Raw genomic sequence first — 18,777 nt, forward strand, 5'->3', positions numbered from 1 at the left:
AGGTTGTGGGGCTCTCACCGTGCTCCGATGCTCGCAAGTCTCCACCGCTGGTTCAACGATACGGTTCATGGAATGGCATCTTTTCTCGACCTGCTGGCGGTACCCCCGGACCTGCTCGCGCTCGGCGAACCGACACATGGTGAGTCCGCCTTCCTCCAACTCCGCAACGACGCCTTCCTGTCGCTGACCGAGCACGGCTACCGCTCGATCGCCGTCGAGAGCGACCGGGCGGCCGGGCTGGTCGCCGACGCGTTCGTGCAGGGCGTCGCCGACGTGACGCTCGACCGGGCACTCGCCGAAGGGTTCAGCCACGGCTTCGGCGCGGCTCCGGCCAACCGTGACCTGCTGCTGCGGATGCGGGAGTGGAACGCCGGACGACCGGCCGCGGAGCGCCTGACGTTCCACGGCTTCGACGCCCCGGTGGAGATGGAAGGCGCCCCGAGCCCGCGCCACCACCTCAACCAGGTGTGCCACTTCCTCGACCTGGACCGGTCCGCCGAGATCGACGACCTGATCGGGGACGAGGCGCTGTGGAGTGACCCGGGCGCGATCTGGGAACCGGGCCGATCGGTCGGACGCTCCACCGACGCCCAGCGGCTGCGGGTGCTCGCCGACGACCTGCTGACCGAGTTGTACCTGCGGGCACCGGGTAGGTCAGCCGGCTGGTCGGCGGCGTTCGTGCACGCCACCGCCGCAGTCGCGTTGCTGCGCTACCACGCCGCGGCCGCCGCGCCACTAGCTCAGGAGGAACGCTTCGCCCGCCTGGCCGCGGTCCGGGACGCGCTGATGGCCGAGAACCTGCTCGCGATCCGATCGGCCGAGGCGCACCGCGGGCCCACCCTGGTCTTCGCGCACAACACGCACCTCCAGCGCCACCAGGGCACCATGACGCTTGCCGACCTGCAGGTGTCCTGGGCCGGCGCCGGGGCGATCATCGCGTCGTTGCTGGGCGACAGGTACGCGGTGATCGCCGGCAGCCTCGGCGTGAGCCCGGCGCTCGGCATCGGGCCGCCCGGTCCCACCACGTACGAGGGCAGGCTCCAGCAGGAGAGCGACCTCCCCCGGTACCTGCCGGCGTCCGACATCGCGGCGGCCGAGCAGCGGACGCACGACCACCGCTACTTCCCGCTCGACCAGGCCACCATCGACAACGCCGACGCGATCCTGCACGTCCCGACGGGTGTCGACGCGGCAGTGCTCGCCGACCGGATCCTCGCGTTGCCCGGCGTCCAGCACCTTTTGGCGAGCGAGGAGAACGGATCACCCGAGGCGGCCTGGGGCGACCGGTTCTTCTTTCTCGGCCCGGACCGCCGCCACCCGTTCGCCACTATCGTCGAGCACGACGTGCCCGGCTTCGACGAGGCTGCGCAGCTTCACCGCCCCGGCGTCTTCCGCCTGAATGTGGACCTGGGCCGGGCCGAGTTCGAGCGACGGTTCGGCTTCCCGCCCACGGCGTTCGAGGAGCACCGACACGAGTTCGACTACGCCCGGCTGGACACCCTCGTACCGCACCCCGGCTACGCGCGATATGGCTTCGCCAGCATCGTCATGCCCGGCCCACAGGTGCTGCCCGAGGTGGACCGGCTGCTGACGATCGCGCACGACCGTGCGGTGCGTCGCCGCGAGCGCGCGGCTGGACAGCGGAACTGACCGGGGTCAGGCGGCGGCTTCGGACTCGCGCAGGTCGAGCCAGTCGGCCCAGCGGGGGTCGGGGGCGCGGTGCCCGAGGACCCGCCAGGCGGTGCCCTTCGGGGCGGCCGGCAAGGCGTGTAACCGCCACCCCATCTCGGCCGGGGTCTTGTCGCCCTTGGTGTGGTTGCACCTGGCACACGCGGCGACCACGTTCTCCCAGGCGTGCCGGCCACCCCGGCTACGCGGAAACACGTGGTCGATGGTCTCGGCCGGGCCCCGGCAGTACGCGCACCGCCAGCCGTCCCGGGCGAAGATCGCCCGCCGGGACAGCCCGACATGCGTCCGGTACGGCACCCGGACGAAGCGCGTCAACCGGACCACCGACGGCACCGGGAGCGCGTCCCGGGCGCTGTGCAGGATGCCGTCACCGTCGGCGACGCAGACTGCCTTGGCGGAGAGGACGAGGATCGCGGCGCGACGCACCGACACGACACACAGCGGCTCGTACGTGGCGTTGAGGACCAACGCGCCGGAGCCCACAGTGGGTCGTATGTCAGGCATCGCGCTCACCCTCCCGGTTCAGCGGCTGCTGCGGACCGCCGCCGACCAGGACAGGGCACCACTGCCCGCACTGTCGGCGTCGGGCCGATCACCGACGTCCGTTGCGCCAATAGTCCCTGATCGGACCCCGGATTGCACGCACTAATCCCGCATGGGGTATGAGGATCATCCGCATCCGGGCGGATCGCCGCTCCGGCGTGGGCGAACGCTGCTCTGCGGAGGTGGACAGGCCGCGAGCAACCGGTATCGCCACGGCTGGGAGGGCGGACCGAACCTAGGGGCCGACCGGTGGGGCTACCACCAGTTCGGTATCCGGGTCGTGGTCGATCGGTGAAGGGCCGGCGACGATCAGGGTGGCCCGGGACCACGGTCGTTCCCGCAGCATGAAGGGCAGTTCCTCGCGCAGCCAGTTCGTCACGTGCTCCTGCTGTTCGGCGGAGTCGCCGTCGCGAGCGACCAGCCGGCGCTCTTGTTCGTCGAGGTCACCCTGCAGGTACACCGAGGCGTCCAACAGTGGTGCGAGTTCGTCCCGGATGACGCCGGTGCCCTCGACCCAGACGAAGTCGGTGCCGCCGGGGACGGTGATCGACCCCGCCCGGTCGTGGCTGATCCAGGCATCGGGACGGAAGTTCACCGACTCCCCTCGGTGCAGGGGTTTCAGAATGCCCTCGGCGAGCACCGCGCCCCAGTCGAAACAGGCGTGGTTCCAGGCGACGTCGTCGGTGTGCACGATGGCGGAGTTGGACTCCACAGTGCGCAGCTTTTCCGTCAGCGTCGTCTTACCCGCGCCACCCCGGCCGTCGATCGCGATCAGCCGCGGGCGTCCGGTGACCCCTGGTGACGCGTCACGCAGGTGCCGGACGACGTCGGACACTGTCACCGGCCGCCAGCCGGCGGCCTCGGTCTCACCGGGATGTAGGCGCATCACCGGTTCGTACCCCCGGCACCTGCCGATGATGCCGCACCACGGGCTGTCACCGCCCGGCCCGCACGCGGGCCGGTGGGTCGGCGGCGGGCGCCCGGGCCCCCTACGGTACGAAGACAGGGTGAGTACCGCCAGCGTGACGCCAGTAGCCCTGTCCCACACCGTCTCGGTGAACTGCCAGGGCAGCACCTCCTGCGAGTGGATCTACGACATCACCAGGTCGTCCTGGTTCGCCGAGGGGAGCTACTGGATCCTGCTCAAGCCGCTGCGGGTGCTGCTGATCCTGGCGCTGGCGATGGTGGCCCGCTGGGCGCTGCACCGGACGATCAACCGGCTGGTCCGGACCACCACCGACGGTGCGGTGCCGACGATGCTGCGGCCACTGCGGGAGCGGGTGCCCACCGCCCCGGTCGACCCCGCCGAGTTCGTGCCCGAGCGGCGACGGCAGCGGGCCGAGGCGATCGGTTCGGTGCTCCGCAGCCTGACCACCGCGTTCGTCTTCGGTATCGCGCTGCTGATGATCCTGCGGGAGTTCAGCTTCGACCTGGCGCCGCTGCTGGCCAGCGCGGGCATCGCCGGCGTCGCGCTGGGGTTCGGTGCGCAGAGCCTGGTGAAGGACCTGATAGCGGGCCTCTTCATGCTGATCGAGGACCAGTACGGCGTGGGTGACAATGTCGACCTGGGCGAGGCGATGGGCGTGGTCGAGTCGGTCGGCCTGCGGGTCACCACTGTGCGCGACGGCCGTGGCGTGCTCTGGTACATCCGCAACGGCGAGATCATCCGGGTGGGCAACAAGAGCCAGGGGTGGGCCCTCGTCGTGGTGGACCTGCCGATCGGGTTCAACAGCACCGAGGAGGCCACCGCGGTGCTACGGACCGCTGCCGCCTCGGTCGCGATGGACCCGGAGCTGTCGCCGGAGATCGTGGAGGCGCCCGAGGTGCTGGGTGTCGAGCAGGTGACGGTGGACGGGGCGGTCATCCGCACCGTGGTGAAGACGACAGCGGACGGGCAGTTCGCTGTCGGCCGGGAGTTGCGTCGGCGTCTCGCCGAGGCTCTGGAGAATTCGGGCATCACCGCGCAGATCGCTGCCGCGCGCATCTATCCCGGTCTGTCGACCCGGCCGTTGCCCGAGGGCGAGACCGGCCAGGGCGGTGCCACCTGAGCCCTCGACACCGGCCGGTGATTCGGGGGTCGCCAGCCGGCCGGCCCCTCGGGTATCGTCCGTTCGTTCAGTCGGGGAGGCGACGAACGACCCGTTCGACCTAGCTAGTTGTCAGACGATCGGGCAGAATCCGGAGCACGCGTTCCCACCAAAGCGTGATCACATCCTCGCTGATCCGTGGATCTGACGAGAGCTTCCGGCCCGACTACCACGAGCGGTCGAGCCGGGGTCGATGGAGGCGACGGTGCCTGACGAGCGACCTTCCGTGGAAGGCCCCGCCACATTCCGCGAAGTGTTCGCCCAGCACGAGTTCCGGGCTGTGTTCGTGGCTGGAGCGCTCTCCTGGGTCGGCGACTACGTCGCGAAGGCAGCCGTCACCCTCCTCGTCTTCCAGCAGACCCGGTCCGTGGCGCTCTCCGCGGCCGCCTTCGCTGTCAGCTTCCTGCCCTGGCTGCTCGGCGGCCCGGTGCTCGCCGCACTGGCGGAGCGGTACGCGTACCGCCGGGTGATGGTGGCGTGCGACCTCATCCGCATGGCGCTGATGCTGCTGATCGCCATTCCCAGCCTGCCGTACCAGGCGGTGCTGGTGCTCATCTTCGCCGCCACGTTGGCCAACCCGCCGAGTCAGGCGGCGAAGTCCGCGCTGATCCCGCAGTTGCTCAGCGGGGACCGGCTGGTGGTGGGGCTGTCGCTGAACAGCAGCGTCGGGCAGGCCGCCCAGGTCGTGGGGTACGTCTTCGGCGCCGCCGTCGCCGCTGTCGACCCGGAGGTGGCGCTGCTGTTCAACGCGGCCACGTTCGGTCTCTCCGCGCTACTGGTGCGCCTCGGGGTGCGAGAGCACCAGGCGGTGATCGACCCGGCGCGCCGGAGCCACCTGCTGCGGGAGACCCACGAGGGTTTCGGCATCGTCTTCCGCACACCGGTGCTGCGGGCCATCGCCGTGCTGGTGTTCAGCGCCATGCTGTTCTCGATCGTTCCCGAGGGTCTGGCCGCCGCATGGGCGAACGACGAGAGCCGCGGCGCTCTCAGCGCGGGCACCGCGCAGGCGGTGATCATGGTGGCGAACCCGGTCGGCTTCATCCTCGGTGGGTTGCTGGTGAGTCGCCTGTTCGGGCCGGCGCGTCGGCTGAAGCTGATGCGGCCGCTCGCGGTGCTCGCCCCGTTGATGCTCGTACCAGTGCTGTTTGATCCCCCGCCGTTGGTGGTCGCGCTGCTCGCCGCGCTGTGCGGGTTCGCTGTCGCCGGCATGATGCCGATGGCGAACGGGCTGTTCGTCCAGGCCCTGCCGAACGGGTTCCGGGCCCGCGCCTTCGGCGTGATGGCCACCGGTGTGCAGGTCATCCAGGGTCTCGCGGTGCTGGCCACCGGAATGCTCTCCGAGCGGTTCCCCATTCCCATCGTGGTCGGGGTGTGGAGCGCGGCCGGCGTGTTGCTGATGGCGATGGCCACCCTGCGCTGGCCGGACCGGCAGACGGTGGACGACGCGATCGCCGCCGCCTCGCTGGCCAACGCCGGTCCGCCGCCCCCCGGGCCCGTCGGTCCACCTGGCGACCGCCCGGTGGTGGGCACTGCCGACCCGCACGCCGGCGACGGCCAGCGCCGGCACGCCGTCACCTGACCCCGCCGTTCCGGCGGGCCGGGCATTCGGGAGTGTCGAACCGGCGTGATCCGACGCACGCCGTGCGGGTCGGGTCGACCCCGGGAGCACCTGGCAGGATGGAACTGTGACTTCCGCAGGTGAATCCGACCGTTCGATGACCCTCTTCGAAGCGGTCGGCGGCGAACCCACCTTCCGCAAGCTGGTCGACGAGTTCTATGCCGGGATCGCCAGCGATCCCCTGCTGCGACCCATGTACCCGGAGGGCGACCTGGGCCCGGCCGCGGACCGGATGACACTGTTCCTGATGCAGTACTGGGGCGGCCCGAACACGTACTCCGCCCAGCGCGGGCATCCGCGACTGCGGATGCGGCACGCACCGTTCCGGATCGGCGCGGCCGAACGGGACGCCTGGCTGCGCAACATGCGCCGCGCCGTGGACCGCCTCGACCTGGAGCCGGAGGTCGCCGGCACACTCTGGGACTACCTGGAGCGGGCCGCGTACTTCATGGTCAACGTCGAGGACGACCCGGCTCACGGCGGCTGAGCCGCCGGAGCCGACCTGGCGTCAGAGCAGCGCGCCCTCGTCGTGCAGCCAGTCGACGAAGCTGGTGGCGACCGCCGCGCCGCAGTCGAGCATCTCGACCAGGAGCGCGTCGTGGGTGCCCGCGCCCAGCGGCACCTGAAGCTCCGCGTAGATCGGCAGTTGACCGCGCTCGGTCGGGTCGCCAATGTACGCCTTGCAGAACCGACGGGTGTGGTTCCACTCGTTGACCACCCGGTACGCCCGGTCGGCCCAGTCAGGTGGCACCGTGGCGTGCGGACGTGCCCGCATGACCAGGATCTCGTCCTCCGGGCCTTCCAGGGTGACCAGCACGGCGTGCCGTTCCCACATCGCCAGCAGGTTGCCGTCGCCGTCGGCCAGGTAACGCACGTCGAGCAGGTCGAGTGCGTCACAGACCCGGCGCAGGCTCACCGGCCCGACGGTGGCGGGCATCTCGGTCAGCACGGGCCGCTCGTTGGACGGGCAGTCGTCCCCCGGCTGGCGGGGACTGGGCGGCCCGATCCGGACCGCATCATCGACTGTGATCCCGCTTCGGGTTTCCGGATCGCCGCCGTCGGCGGGACCGGGGCGCCATGACCACCACGGCATCGCTCGCGCACCTCACTCCCCAGCGGATCCAGACGCCTACGGTGCGTTGGATCCGAGGATGGACGGTACCCGGACAGCCGGGTTGAAGCACCCCCCCAACGACCGCCCCTGACCAGAAGAACGATCTGGGGTCATCCGTTCGGACGAGTACTGACGGGTGTCACGGCAAGATCGGTGGCCTTCTGCAACCATGCCGCTCCATGCGGTCCCACCAGGCCCACCCAACGACCGGCCACCCGCACCTGAACGGAGTTCGAGCCCTCGTCGGCCGCCGGGTCGTCGGCGGCGCCGAGGAAGCCCATCCGGACCACCCCCTGCACCAGCCGCTGCGGCACCTCGACCGGCGCGGCGGGCGTCCCGTCCGGGGTGACGAGCACCGCCACGTGGTCGAGCAGAGCGTCCCGCAGGGCCCGCTGGCCCACGGCACGGCCGGCGACCCCCTGCTCGCTCGCCGTCCGCAGGGTGCCCGCCGCCGCGGCGGCGATCCGCCGGACCTCGGCAACGGGCAGCGCCTCCACCTGACGGCTCCGCGTCGGCGGCAGCGGCCACCGCCACTGGGCGTCCCGCCGGGTCGGCAGGGCCGTGCCGCCGCGCTCCAACTCGGCCAGCAGCTCCACGGCCGCCACCGTGACGTCCTCGGCGACACCGTCGGCCGGCCCACCGGCGACAGTGCGGACCACCAGAACCTGCCACGGCAGCCGGGCCCACAGGACGACCCGGCCGGGCCCGCCGGCCGGCCGCAGCCGGACCGGCGCCACCGGATCCAGTCGGACCAGCCGGGCCAGGAAGGCGCCCGCGTCGGCCACCCCCGCGAGACCGTGCGTGGACGCCGACGCCGCCACCCCGCCCGGCTCCGCGGTGCCCGGCCGGGTCACGCCACCTCACCCTGCGGTGCGTACGTGAGCAGGAAGTCCCGTTCCTCAGTGGTGATCCGCCGGGGCGTCTGCCGGGTCAGGTCGAACGGCACCAGCACCGAGCGGGCCCGACTGGCGAGCACCTCGCCGTCGTACAGCTCGTAGGCGACGGTGAACCGGGAGGCCCGGATCTCCTCCACCCACAGCTCGATCCGCACTGTGGGTGCCGCCTCGGCGGTGGCCCGGCCGAGCGCGTAGTCGACCGGGCGCAGGTAGTCGACCTCGTGCCGGCGGATCACCACCCCGTCGGCGAACGAACCGACGCCCCAGGCCCGGCCACCGGCGAACATCAACGCGACCCGCGCCTCCTCGTACAGGGTGAGGAAGCGCGAGTTGTTGATGTGGCCGTACGCGTCCAGGTCGGACCAGCGCAGGGTGCAGTGGTAGATGAAGCGGTCAGACACCTTCTCGGCCGGTCAGTCGCGGGTCAGCTTGCGGTAGGTCACCCGGTGCGGCCGGGCGGCCTCGGCGCCGAGGCGGTCGATCTTGTTCTTCTCGTACGCCTCGAAGTTGCCCTCGAACCAGAACCACCTGGACGGGTCCTGATCGTCGCCCTCCCAGGCCAGGATGTGCGTGGCCACGCGGTCCAGGAACATCCGGTCGTGGGAGATGACCACGGCGCAGCCGGGGAACTCCAGCAGGGCGTTCTCCAGGCTGGAGAGCGTCTCCACGTCCAGGTCGTTCGTCGGCTCGTCGAGCAGGATGACGTTGCCGCCGATCTTCAGGGTCAGCGCCAGGTTGAGCCGGTTGCGCTCGCCGCCGGAGAGCACCTTGGTCGGCTTCTGCTGGTCCGGGCCCTTGAAGCCGAACGCGGCGATGTACGCCCGCGACGGCATCTCGACCTTGCCCACCATCAGGTAGTCCAGCCCGTCGGAGACGACCTCCCAGACGGTCTTGTCGCCGTCGAGGCCCTCACGGTTCTGGTCGACGTACGACAGCGAGACGGTGGGACCGACCCGGACCTCGCCGTCGGTCGGCTCCTCGAAACCGACGATGGTCTTGAACAGGGTGGTCTTGCCGACGCCGTTGGGGCCGATGATGCCGACGATGCCGTTGCGGGGCAGCGAGAACGACAGGTTGCCGATCAGCAGCCGGTCCCCGAAGCCCTTGGCGAGCTTGTTCGCCTCGATCACCGTGCTGCCCAGGCGCGGGCCCGGCGGGATCTGGATCTCCTCGAAGTCGAGCTTGCGGGTCTTCTCCGCCTCGGTGGCCATCTCGTCGTACCGGTCCAGGCGGGCCTTCGACTTGGTCTGGCGGGCCTTGGCGTTGGAGCGGACCCACTCCAGCTCCTCGGTGAGACGCTTCTTCATCTTGGCGTCGCGGCGACCCTCGACGGCCAGTCGGGCGGCCTTCTTCTCCAGGTAGGTGGAGTAGTTGCCCTCGTACGGGTAGGCCCGGCCGCGGTCCAGCTCCAGGATCCAGTTGGCCACGTTGTCGAGAAAGTACCGGTCGTGGGTGATCGCCATGACGGTGCCGGCGTACTTCGCGAGGTGCTGCTCCAGCCAGGAGACGCTCTCCGCGTCCAGGTGGTTGGTGGGCTCGTCGAGCAGCAGCAGGTCGGGCGCCTCCAGCAGCAGCTTGCAGAGCGCGACGCGGCGACGCTCACCACCGGAGAGCTGGGTCACGTCGGCGTCCGGCGGCGGGCAGCGCAGCGCGTCCATCGCCAGTTCGAGCTTGGAGTCGACGTCCCAGGCGTCGAGGTGGTCGAGCTCCTCCTGGAGCTTGCCCATCTCCTCCATCAGCTCGTCGGTGTAGTCGGTCGCCATCTGCTCGGCGATCTTGTTGAACCGCTCCAGCTTGGCCTTGGTCTCGGCGACCGCCTCCTCGACGTTGCCGAGCACTGTCTTGGCCTCGTTGAGCGGGGGCTCCTGGGCGAGCATGCCGACGGTGTAGCCGGGCATGAGTCGGGCCTCGCCGTTGCTCGGCTTGTCCAGCCCTGCCATGATCTTGAGAAGGCTGGACTTACCGGCGCCGTTCGGACCGAGCACACCGATCTTGGCCCCCGGCAGGAAGCTCAACGTGACGTTGTCGAGCACGACCTTGTCGCCGTGCGCCTTGCGCGCCTTTTCCAGGACGTAGATGTACTGGGCCACGGTGCGGGCTACCTCCGTCGGTTTACTGTCGCTGATCGGCGGCGCGGCGCGGGCTGCGAGGACCGCCCGCCGCCGCCGGCCGGGAGCCGGCCGCGCGCACGCCATCGTCAATCCTGACAGGTACGGCGCGCTTCGCCCACATCACCCCGCCCCAGGAGTACGCGGGCGCGCCTCCTTGCCGGGCCCGGTATCACTCGCTAGCGTTTTCGTATGACCAAGAAGATCGCCATCAGCGTGCCGGATGACGTGGCGGAGCGGCTGGCCCTGGAACCCAATGTCTCCGCATTCGTGGCGCGGGCGGTGCGGCGCCAGATGGCGGGCGAGAAGACACGGGAGATGCTCGCCAGCGCGGGCTTCGTGATCACCGATGAGGACATCGCTGAGGCCCACGCGGAGATGGAGCAACTCAGGGCCCGGATCACCCCGGAGCTGCGTGAGCAGGCCGCCCGGCTGCAGGCCGAGGTGCTGGCGGCACGCGCCGGGGCGCGCGTCGCACGCGCCAGGATGCTCGGGTGATCCCCTTCGGTCTGGCGCTGGACACTGCTGCTCTGCTGTCCTACGCCTCCGGCACCAAGAATGTCGGCAAGAGAATCGCCGAGGCCGCCGACTACGGCCAAGAGGTGCTCGTGCCCGCCTTGTGTCTCGCGCACGCACACGAGCGCGTCGCACCCGCTCAGTGGGAGATGCTCGAACTGCTCGTCGCACTGCCGCACGTGCAGGTCACCTCCGTCGAGGCGAACATATGCGGCTACCTCGGGGGCTGGTCACGCCGCATGGAGGGTCGGATGGACCTGGCTCAACTCGCCATCGACGCCGCCGCCCACCCCCTCGTGCCGATCATGACGGATCGGCGGGAGTTGCTCGGCGAGGTGCTGCCGAAGGAATGGCCGATCATCGACCTCTGACCAGCGCGGCTGTCGAGAAGATCACCTTCGGGGTTCGGCCCGACCGGGGCGGGTAGGAGACTCCGGCACTAGGCACAAGACGCCGCAGCTACGCTCAGTACGCTCATCGCGGTGGACCCGTCAGTACCCGGAGGTGGCCGATCGTGACCGTCCGTAGCTCCTTTGTCGTAGTGGCGAACCGTCTGCCGGTCGACGAGGTGAGCACACCCGAGGGCCGGCAGTGGCGGCGCAGCCCTGGTGGGCTGGTCACCGCGCTGCACCCCGTACTCGCCGAACACAAGGGCACCTGGGTCGGCTGGGCCGGTGGCACCGGCGCCGCACCCGAGCCGTTCGACCTGGAGGGGATCCGGCTGCATCCGGTTCCGCTCAGCGCCGAGGAACTGGAGCGCTACTACGAGGGCCAGTCCAACGCGACGATCTGGCCGCTCTACCACGACGCCGTGGAGACCCCGGCCTACAAGCGCCGGTGGCGGGAGGCGTACCGCCTGGTCAACGCCCGGTTCGCGGAGGCCGCCGCCGACGTCGCCGCCGAGGGCGCGACGGTCTGGGTGCAGGACTACCAGCTCCAGTTGGTGCCGGCGATGCTGCGTGAGCTCCGCCCGGACCTGCGGATCGGGTTCTTCCTGCACATCCCGTTCCCGCCGATCGAGCTGTTCATGCAGATGCCGTTCCGCACCGAGATCCTGCGCGGTCTGCTCGGCTCCGACCTGGTCGGCTTCCAGCAGCGGTTGGCCGCGCAGAACTTCGTCCGGCTGGCCCGGCACCTGCTCGGGCTGCGCTACGAGGGCCAGATGATCCAGGTCGACGGTCGGCAGGTGAAGGCGGGCGCCTTCCCCATCTCGATCGACACCCGTGAGATGGAGCGGATGGCCGCCGACCCGGCCATCCAGGCCCGGGCCAAGCAGATCCGCGCCGAACTGGGCGACCCGAAGACGATAATCCTGGGCGTGGACCGCCTGGATTACACCAAGGGCATCGAGTTGCGCCTCAAGGCCTTCCGGGAACTGCTGGCTGACGGAAAGTTGACAGTTCCCGACGCGGTCATGGTTCAGGTCGCCACGCCCAGCCGTGAGCGCGTGGAGCACTACCAGGCACTACGGGTGAAGGTGGAGCGCGAGGTCGGCCGGATCAACGGTGAGTTCGGCCGAGTCGGCGTGCCGGCGGTCCATTACCTTCATCAGTCGTACAGTCGCAGTGAGCTGGCGGCGATGTACGTTGCTGCCGACGTGATGATGGTGACCCCGCTGCGGGACGGAATGAACCTCGTGGCGAAGGAATACGTAGCATCACGTGGCGATCAGGGTGGTGCGCTCGTACTCAGTGAGTTCGCCGGTGCCGCCACCGAGCTTCGCCAGGCATTTTTGTGCAATCCGCACGATCCGGACGCGGTCAAGGACGCCCTCCTCCGGGCAGTGCACGTGGAGAAAACCGAGGCGCGCCGCCGGATGCGGACAATGCAACGTCACCTGCGTACCCACGATGTGGGTCACTGGGCCAAGTCTTTCCTCTCGGAGCTCGGAGTTCCCGAGACGGAGGCCGAGTGAACACGACCGTCAACGATGGGGCGGCAACCGCCACCGGGGTCATGGACCCTGAGTTGCGGTCCGCCATCGGCCGAATCGCCCGGGTCCCCCAACTCCTTGTCGCCTGCGACTACGACGGCACACTGGCGCCGATCGTGGAGGACCCGAGCACCGCCGTCCCGCTGCCCGAGTCGGTGGCCGCGGTCCGCGCCCTCGCCGCGCTGCCGCAGACCACCGTCGCGGTGGTCTCCGGTCGGGCACTGCGGGACCTGGCCGCACTCTCCCGACTGCCCAGCGAGGTGCACCTCGTCGGCAGCCACGGCTCCGAATTCGACATCGGCTTCGTCGAGCGACTCTCCCCCGAGCTGGTCGCCGTACGAACCAAGGTCCGCAACGCGCTGCGCGAGATCGCCGCCCAGCACCCGGGCATCCGGTTGGAACGCAAACCGGCGAGCGTCGCGATGCACACCCGTGGGATCGACCCGCAGATCGCCGCCGCCGCCATCGAGGCGGTCCGCAACGGTCCGGCCACCTTCGACGGCGTCACGGTGACCCAGGGCAAGGAGGTCATCGAACTTTCCGTGGTGGCCACCCACAAGGGCACCGCACTCGACCAGCTGCGGACCCAGCTCGCCTCCAGCGCGGTGCTGTTCATCGGCGACGACGTCACCGACGAGAACGGGTTCGGTCACCTGCACGGTCCCGACCTCGGCATCAAGATCGGCACCGGCGACACCAAGGCCAGCTACCGGGTGGCCGACCCGCTGGAGGCCGCCCGCGCGCTGGCTCTGCTACTGGAGACCCGGCGACACTGGCTGTTCGGTGAGCGGGCGGTGCCTATCGAACGGCACTCCATGCTGGCCAACGGTCGTACCGTCGCTCTGCTCACCCCCGAGGCCAAGGTGAGCTGGCTCTGCCACCCCAAGCCGGACTCGGCGGCGATCTTCGCCGACCTGGTCGGTGGCAGCCCGGCCGGCCACTTCAGCATCACCCCGGAACGTGGCGGCATCCCGCTGGGTCAGCGCTACCGCTCCGGCACGATGACAGTGGAGACCCGCTGGTCCGGGCTCACCGTCACCGACTGGCTGGACAAGCCGGCGCGGGAGACCACCCCGGACGACAGCCCGGCGGTCATCACCGGCGACTCGACACTCGTCCGGGTGCTGACCGGCAGTGGCAAGGCCACTGTGGAGTTCGCGCCGAGGCCCGAGTTTGGTCAGGTCGCCGTCCAGATGCAGCCGATCGGCGACGGTCTGCTGGTGCTCGGCTCCAACGAGCCGGTAGCGCTCTACGCCCCCGGGGTGGAGTGGGAGGTCGGCAACGACGGCGGGTACGAGACCGCCAAGGCGATCGTCGATCTCTCCGCCGCCGGTGGGCAGGTCGTGCTGGAGCTGCGCTTCGGCACGCACAGCCTGGAGCACCACCGGGTGCCGATCCACGAGCGGCAGGCCGCCGCCGAGCAGCCGTGGAAGGACTGGGTCGCCTCGCTGCGGCTGCCGTCCACCGCTCGTGACCTGGTCGCGCGCAGCGCCCTCACCCTGCGCGGGCTCTGCCACGAGGCCACCGGCTCGATCCTGGCCGCGGCGACCACCTCCCTTCCGGAGGAGCTGGGCGGCGTCCGCAACTGGGACTACCGCTACTGCTGGCTGCGCGACGCCGCGCTGACCGCCCGCGCACTTGTCGACCTGGGCTCCGTGGAGGAGGCCGAGGCGCTGCTGCGCTGGGTGGACGGCTGCATCGAACGCACCGGGGGGCACCCCGAGCGGCTGCACCCGCTCTACACCATCGACGGGTACGAGCTGGGTGCCGAGGCGGTCATCGACACGCTGCCCGGGTACGCCGGTTCCCGGCCGGTCCGGGTCGGCAACCTCGCCAACCACCAGTTGCAGCTGGACGTCTTCGGGCCGATCGCCGACCTGATCGCTGCCGTCGCCGACGCCCGCGGTTCGGTCCGCGACGACGAGTGGCGGGTCCTGGAGAACATGGTCGAGGCGGTCCGCCGCCGCTGGCACGAGCCCGACCACGGCATCTGGGAGGCCCGACTGCCACCCCGGCACCACGTCTTCTCCAAGGTGATGTGCTGGATGACAGTCGACCGCGCGCTGCACGTCATGCGCGAGCACGGCGGCGAGGACCGACCCGAGTGGAAGGACCTGCGGGACCGGATCGGCGCCAACGTGCTGGAGCACGGCTGGCACTCCGAGGTCGAGGCGTACAGCGTCGCGTACGGGGACGAGGACATGGACGCCTCGTCGCTGTGGATCGGGCTCTCCGGCCTGCTCCCGGGTGACGACCCGCGCTTCCTGTCCACAGTCCTGCGGATCGAGGCGGACTTGCGCAGCGGCCCGGTCGTCTACCGCTACCACTGGGACGACGGCCTGCCCGGCCGTGAGGGCGGCTTCCACATCTGCACGGCGTGGCTGATCGAGGCGTACCTGCGCACCGGCCGACGCACCGACGCCGAGGAGCTGTTCGCGCAGATGGTGCTGACCGCCGGCCCGACCGGGCTGCTCCCCGAGCAGTACGACCCGCTCGCCGAGCGCGGCCTGGGCAACCACCCGCAGGCGTACAGCCACCTCGGGCTGATCCGCTGTGCCCTGCTGCTGGACAACATGCTCAAGCAGTAGTTCGACAGCTCGTGAGACAGGGCCGGAGCGCTTTGCGCTCCGGCCCTGTCGTCGCTCGCGGCCGGCTGGGCTCGGCTCGGCTCGGCTCGGCTCGGCTCGGCTCGGCTCGGCGATCTTTCACTTTCGGTCGTTGTTATGCGCTGATTTTCCTCTTATGCGACGACAGAAAGTGAAAGATCGCGCCGGGGGAGGGCACCCGCGGGGCTCAGGCGTCGAGGGCGTCGAGGGCGTGCACGACATCGCCCACGACGACTATCGCGGGTGGGCGGATGTCGGTCGCCAGCGCGTCGGCGGCCACCGCGCCGAGCGTGGACCGCAACACCCGCTGGGCGCTGGTGGTGGCTTCCTGGACGACGGCGGCCGGCGTCTCCGGTGACCGACCGTGGGCGATCAGGGTGGCGGTGATGGCGGCGAGGTTCTTCAGCCCCATCAGGACCACCAGGGTGCCGTGCAGGCCGGCGAGGGCGTCCCAGCGCACCAGCGAGGCCGGCGCGTCGGGTGCCAGGTGCCCGGAGACCACAGTGAACTCGTGCGCCACGCCCCGATGGGTGACCGGGATACCGGCCGCGGCCGGAGCGGCGACGGAGCTGGTCACGCCCGGGACCACAGTCACCGGCACGCCGGCCGCCGCGCAGGCCAGCAGCTCTTCGCCGCCGCGCCCGAAGACGTAGGGGTCACCGCCCTTGAGCCGCACCACGAAGGCACCGGCAAGGGCCCTGTCGACGAGGATCTGGTTGATCTCCTCCTGGGCCCGGGACGGGCCGTAGGGGATCTTCGAGGCGTCCACCAGCTCGACGTCGGGGCGCAACTCGTCGAGGAGCAGCCCGGGCACCAGCCGGTCGGCGACCACCACGTCGGCCTCGGTGAGCAGCCGCCAACCCTTCACGGTGATCAGCTCCGGGTCGCCCGGCCCGGCACCGACCAGCGCCACCCGCCCGCCGAGCGACCCACCGGTCGCACCTGTCGAAGCGTCGGGCCGGCCGGCGGTCGAGTCCGATGCCAGGCGGACCGCGAGCAGGTCGCGGATCGCGTCACGGACGGTCATCGCACGGCGGGGGTCGCCGCCCCCGAGCACCGCAACGGTGACCGGGCCGTGCCGGGTCACCGCCGGGGTCCAGGCGGTGGCGGCCGTCCGGTCGTCGGCCCGGACACAGAAGATCCGCCGCTCGGCGGCCACGGCACTCACCGAGGCCGCCGCTACCGGGTCGTCGATGGCGACCTGGACCAGCCACGCGCCGTCCAGGTCCTCGGGCACGAACGTGCGCGGCACCCAGTGCAGCCGGCCCGCGTCGACCCGGGCACGCAACGCCGGGGTCAGCTCCGGGGCCACCAGCAGGACGTCCGCGCCGGCGTCCAGCAGCGCGGGAACCCGCCGGGTGGCGACCGCGCCGCCGCCCACCACTACCACCCGCCGGCCGTCCAGCCGCAGACCGAGGGGGTACGGGTTGGCTGTCACCCCGCACCACCGACGCGGACGGCGAGTTCACTGCGCGTTGTCACTTCTCGGCCACCCCGGCGGAGTCGAAGGTGGCCACCTCGTGCAGCACCCGCACCGCGCCGGTGACCACTGGCAACGCCAGCAGCGCGCCGGTGCCTTCGCCGAGGCGCAGTCCCAGGTCGATGAGCGGGTCGAGGCCGAGGTGGCGCAGCGCCACTGTGGCACCGGGTTCGGCCGAGCGGTGGCCGGCGACCATGGCGCTCACCGCGTCCGGGGCGAACGCGGCGGCGGCGAGCGCTGCCGAGACCGCGATCACGCCGTCCAGCAGCACCGGCGTGCGGCGCGCCGCGGCACCGAGGATCAGCCCGGCCAGGGCGGCGTGCTCCAGGCCACCGACGGCGGCCAGCACGCCCAGCGGGTCGGCCGGGTCGGGGCGGTGCCGGGCCAGGGCGGCCCGCACCACTGCCACCTTGTGCGCGTACGTCGGGTCGTCGACCCCGGTGCCCCGGCCGGTGGCGTCGAGCGCGTCGGCACCGGTGAACGCGGCGATCAACGCGGCGGCCGGGGTGGTGTTGCCGATGCCCATGTCCCCGGTGAGCAGGATGCCGGCGCCGGCGTCGATCAGCTCGTCGGCGATCCGGATGCCGGTCTGCACCGCCGCCAGCGCCTCGTCCCGGGTCAGGGCGGCGGTCACCGTGAGGTCGCGGGTACCCCGCCGGACGGACGCGACAACCAGCCGGGGCACCGCCGGGTCGAGCACCGCCGGGTCGAGCACCGCCGGATCGAGCACCGCCGGATCGGTCGGCAGCGGGGTGGCCACGCCGACGTCGACCACGGTGACCGAGGCGCCGGCCTGTCGGGCGAACGCGTTCACCACCGCTCCACCGGCCAGGAAGTTGCCGATCATCTGCCCGGTGACCTCCTGCGGCCAAGGGCTCACCCCCTGGGCGTGCACCCCGTGGTCGCCGGCGAAGATCGCCACCGCGGCCGGCTCGGGCAGCGGTGGCGGGCACGCTCCGGCCAGGCCGGCGAGGCGTACCGAAAGCTCCTCCAGCGCGCCCAGCGAGCCCGCCGGCTTCGTGAGCCGGCCGTGCAGCTCCCGGGCGGCGGCCATTGCCGCTTCGTCCGCCGGGCGGATCGCCGCGATAGTGGTCTCCAACATCATGCCTCCATGATCTCGCGCAGCACGTCGATGAACGCGTCGGTGGTGTCGTGGTCGCGTACGGCCACCCGCAGCCAGTCCGGGCCGAGGCCGGGGAAGGTGTCGCCTCGGCGCACCGCCCAGCCGCGCTCGCGCAGGGCGGCCCGCATCGCTGTGGCGCCCGGCAGGTGCAGGAGGACGAACGCGCTGGCGGGACGGCCGACGACGCGTACACCTGGCAGGGTGGTGAGGCGCGCGACCAGGTGGTCGCGGTCGGCGGCGAGGTCGGCGGCGATAGCGCGTTCGGCCTGGACCGCGACGGTGCTGGCGCAGGCCGACGCGGCCGCCAGAGCGGGCGTGGAGACGGCCCAGAGCGGTTGGACGGCGGCCAGCCGGGACACCAACTCGGCGGCGCCGAGCAGGTAGCCGATCCGCAGCCCGGCCAGACCCCACGTCTTGGTGAGGCTGCGGACCACGAGCAGCCCGGGCAGGTCGCGGCGTTCGGCGAGCGACTCCGGTTCGCCTAGATGCCCGGGGGCGATCGTGGTGTCGGCGAACGCCTCGTCGACCACGAGCACCCGGCCGGGGCGGGCCAACGCCGCCACCGTCTGGGCGCTGTGCAGCACCGAGGTCGGGTTCGTCGGGTTGCCGATCATCACGAGGTCGGCGTCGGCGGGCACCCGCGACGGGTCGAGCCGGAAGTCGTCGGCGGCGTCGAGCAGCACCCGTTCGACCGGGTGTCCGGCGGCCCGCAGCGCCGCCTCCGGCTCGGTGAACTGGGGGTGCACGACCACCGGGCGGTGGACGCCGCGCAGCGCCTGGGCGATCAGCACGAAGCCCTCGGCGGCACCGGCGGTGAGCAGCACCTCGTTCGGGTGACGGCGGTGTCGGGCGGCGACGGCCGCCCGGGCCGGCGCCGGGTCCGGATAGCGGGCCAGGTCGGTCAGTGTCGCGGCGATCGGGTCGGCCAGCCAGGCGGGGGGCCGCGCCCGCCGGACGTTGACGGCGAGGTCGACCAGACCGGCGGTGGCCTCGGCGTCGCCGTGGTGGGCGAGGTCCGGCTCGGCCCACGTGGGCGGGGCGACAGCGCTCGTCTGATCGGACAT

17 protein-coding genes are annotated in these 18,777 nt (G+C 71.3%); 8 read left to right on the forward strand and 9 right to left on the reverse strand.

Features of this window, described 5'->3' with window-relative positions:
- Window positions 1-72: 72 nt before the first annotated feature.
- On the forward strand, window positions 73-1,650 hold the full coding sequence (locus ABZ406_RS04670) for a DUF6194 family protein (protein ID WP_357755973.1): 1,578 nt from the start codon (window positions 73-75) through the stop codon (window positions 1,648-1,650).
- A gap of 6 nt (window positions 1,651-1,656) precedes the next feature.
- Here the strand turns inward: ABZ406_RS04670 and ABZ406_RS04675 are convergent, their stop codons facing one another.
- Entirely contained in the window at window positions 1,657-2,193 is a 537-nt protein-coding gene (locus ABZ406_RS04675) for an HNH endonuclease (RefSeq protein ID WP_357755974.1), read from the reverse strand.
- A 274-nt stretch (window positions 2,194-2,467) separates the two neighbouring features.
- Window positions 2,468-3,118, reverse strand: a complete 651-nt coding sequence (locus ABZ406_RS04680) for a hypothetical protein (protein ID WP_357755975.1) — start codon at window positions 3,116-3,118, stop codon at window positions 2,468-2,470.
- A gap of 151 nt (window positions 3,119-3,269) precedes the next feature.
- Here ABZ406_RS04680 and ABZ406_RS04685 point away from each other — a divergent pair, with 151 nt between their 5' ends.
- From ABZ406_RS04685 to ABZ406_RS04695, 3 genes are all read left to right on the forward strand, one after another.
- Window positions 3,270-4,280, forward strand: coding sequence for a mechanosensitive ion channel family protein (locus ABZ406_RS04685; RefSeq protein WP_357756293.1), 1,011 nt, complete (start codon window positions 3,270-3,272; stop codon window positions 4,278-4,280).
- Window positions 4,281-4,512: 232 nt separating this feature from the next.
- A complete protein-coding gene (locus ABZ406_RS04690) occupies window positions 4,513-5,898 on the forward strand; it encodes an MFS transporter (protein WP_357755976.1) in 1,386 nt (461 codons plus the stop codon).
- Window positions 5,899-6,004: 106 nt separating this feature from the next.
- On the forward strand, window positions 6,005-6,424 hold the full coding sequence (locus ABZ406_RS04695) for a globin (RefSeq protein WP_357755977.1): 420 nt from the start codon (window positions 6,005-6,007) through the stop codon (window positions 6,422-6,424).
- Window positions 6,425-6,445: 21 nt separating this feature from the next.
- On the opposite strand, the gene ABZ406_RS04700 is transcribed toward ABZ406_RS04695, so the two are convergent.
- The 4 genes from ABZ406_RS04700 to ettA form a co-directional block, all read right to left on the reverse strand.
- On the reverse strand, window positions 6,446-7,030 hold the full coding sequence (locus ABZ406_RS04700; RefSeq protein ID WP_357755978.1) for a YbjN domain-containing protein: 585 nt from the start codon (window positions 7,028-7,030) through the stop codon (window positions 6,446-6,448).
- Window positions 7,031-7,161: 131 nt separating this feature from the next.
- Complete coding sequence (locus ABZ406_RS04705) at window positions 7,162-7,905, reverse strand: hypothetical protein (RefSeq protein WP_357755979.1); 744 nt, start codon at window positions 7,903-7,905, stop codon at window positions 7,162-7,164.
- Window positions 7,902-8,348, reverse strand: a complete 447-nt coding sequence (locus ABZ406_RS04710; RefSeq protein WP_357755980.1) for a thioesterase family protein — start codon at window positions 8,346-8,348, stop codon at window positions 7,902-7,904. Before ABZ406_RS04710 ends, ABZ406_RS04705 begins: the two co-directional genes overlap by 4 nt.
- Before the next feature lie 12 nt (window positions 8,349-8,360).
- Complete coding sequence (gene ettA / locus ABZ406_RS04715; RefSeq protein ID WP_357756295.1) at window positions 8,361-10,037, reverse strand: energy-dependent translational throttle protein EttA; 1,677 nt, start codon at window positions 10,035-10,037, stop codon at window positions 8,361-8,363.
- Between the two features lie 210 nt (window positions 10,038-10,247).
- On the opposite strand from ettA, the gene ABZ406_RS04720 reads away from it, so the two are divergent.
- The 4 genes from ABZ406_RS04720 to otsB all read left to right on the forward strand — a co-directional run bounded on the left by ABZ406_RS04720 (window position 10,248) and on the right by otsB (window position 15,092).
- Entirely contained in the window at window positions 10,248-10,553 is a 306-nt protein-coding gene (locus ABZ406_RS04720) for a hypothetical protein (protein ID WP_357755981.1), read from the forward strand.
- Window positions 10,550-10,942 carry a hypothetical protein gene (locus ABZ406_RS04725; protein WP_357755982.1) on the forward strand — a complete coding sequence of 131 codons (393 nt, stop codon included), beginning with the start codon at window positions 10,550-10,552 and terminating at the stop codon, window positions 10,940-10,942. Before ABZ406_RS04720 ends, ABZ406_RS04725 begins: the two co-directional genes overlap by 4 nt.
- Before the next feature lie 143 nt (window positions 10,943-11,085).
- Window positions 11,086-12,486 (forward strand): trehalose-6-phosphate synthase, encoded by a 1,401-nt coding sequence (locus tag ABZ406_RS04730; protein ID WP_357755983.1) that lies wholly within the window; start codon window positions 11,086-11,088, stop codon window positions 12,484-12,486.
- 41 nt (window positions 12,487-12,527) lie between these two features.
- Window positions 12,528-15,092 (forward strand): trehalose-phosphatase, encoded by a 2,565-nt coding sequence (gene otsB, locus ABZ406_RS04735; protein WP_357756297.1) that lies wholly within the window; start codon window positions 12,528-12,530, stop codon window positions 15,090-15,092.
- A 205-nt stretch (window positions 15,093-15,297) separates the two neighbouring features.
- Here the strand turns inward: otsB and cobA are convergent, their stop codons facing one another.
- Genes cobA through cobC form a run of 3 tightly spaced genes read right to left on the reverse strand, consistent with a single transcriptional unit; the run spans window position 15,298 to window position 18,777 of the window.
- The gene (gene cobA / locus ABZ406_RS04740) at window positions 15,298-16,548 is read right to left on the reverse strand and encodes a uroporphyrinogen-III C-methyltransferase (RefSeq protein WP_357755984.1); all 1,251 of its coding nucleotides are present in this window, start codon (window positions 16,546-16,548) and stop codon (window positions 15,298-15,300) included.
- A 40-nt stretch (window positions 16,549-16,588) separates the two neighbouring features.
- Window positions 16,589-17,692, reverse strand: a complete 1,104-nt coding sequence (gene cobT, locus ABZ406_RS04745; protein ID WP_357755985.1) for a nicotinate-nucleotide--dimethylbenzimidazole phosphoribosyltransferase — start codon at window positions 17,690-17,692, stop codon at window positions 16,589-16,591.
- Window positions 17,692-18,777: an Rv2231c family pyridoxal phosphate-dependent protein CobC gene (cobC, locus tag ABZ406_RS04750; protein WP_357755986.1), complete on the reverse strand. Its 1,086-nt coding sequence runs from the start codon at window positions 18,775-18,777 to the stop codon at window positions 17,692-17,694. The genes cobT and cobC overlap by 1 nt, the downstream gene beginning before the upstream one ends.

This window comes from Micromonospora sp. NPDC005710 (assembly GCF_040630995.1).
Lineage (GTDB): Bacteria > Actinomycetota > Actinomycetes > Mycobacteriales > Micromonosporaceae > Micromonospora.

Bases quoted from the DNA above. Each gene is read 5' to 3' on its own strand.
- ABZ406_RS04670 (WP_357755973.1), top strand. From the start codon at position 73: ATGGCATCTTTTCTCGACCTGCTGGCGGTACCCCCGGACCTGCTCGCG.
- ABZ406_RS04720 (WP_357755981.1), top strand. From the start codon at position 10,248: ATGACCAAGAAGATCGCCATCAGCGTGCCGGATGACGTGGCGGAGCGG.
- ABZ406_RS04700 (WP_357755978.1), bottom strand. From the start codon at position 7,030: ATGCCGTGGTGGTCATGGCGCCCCGGTCCCGCCGACGGCGGCGATCCG.
- ABZ406_RS04680 (WP_357755975.1), bottom strand. From the start codon at position 3,118: ATGCGCCTACATCCCGGTGAGACCGAGGCCGCCGGCTGGCGGCCGGTG.
- cobT (WP_357755985.1), bottom strand. From the start codon at position 17,692: ATGTTGGAGACCACTATCGCGGCGATCCGCCCGGCGGACGAAGCGGCA.
- cobC (WP_357755986.1), bottom strand. From the start codon at position 18,777: ATGTCCGATCAGACGAGCGCTGTCGCCCCGCCCACGTGGGCCGAGCCG.
- ABZ406_RS04690 (WP_357755976.1), top strand. From the start codon at position 4,513: ATGGAGGCGACGGTGCCTGACGAGCGACCTTCCGTGGAAGGCCCCGCC.
- otsB (WP_357756297.1), top strand. From the start codon at position 12,528: ATGGACCCTGAGTTGCGGTCCGCCATCGGCCGAATCGCCCGGGTCCCC.
- ABZ406_RS04675 (WP_357755974.1), bottom strand. From the start codon at position 2,193: ATGCCTGACATACGACCCACTGTGGGCTCCGGCGCGTTGGTCCTCAAC.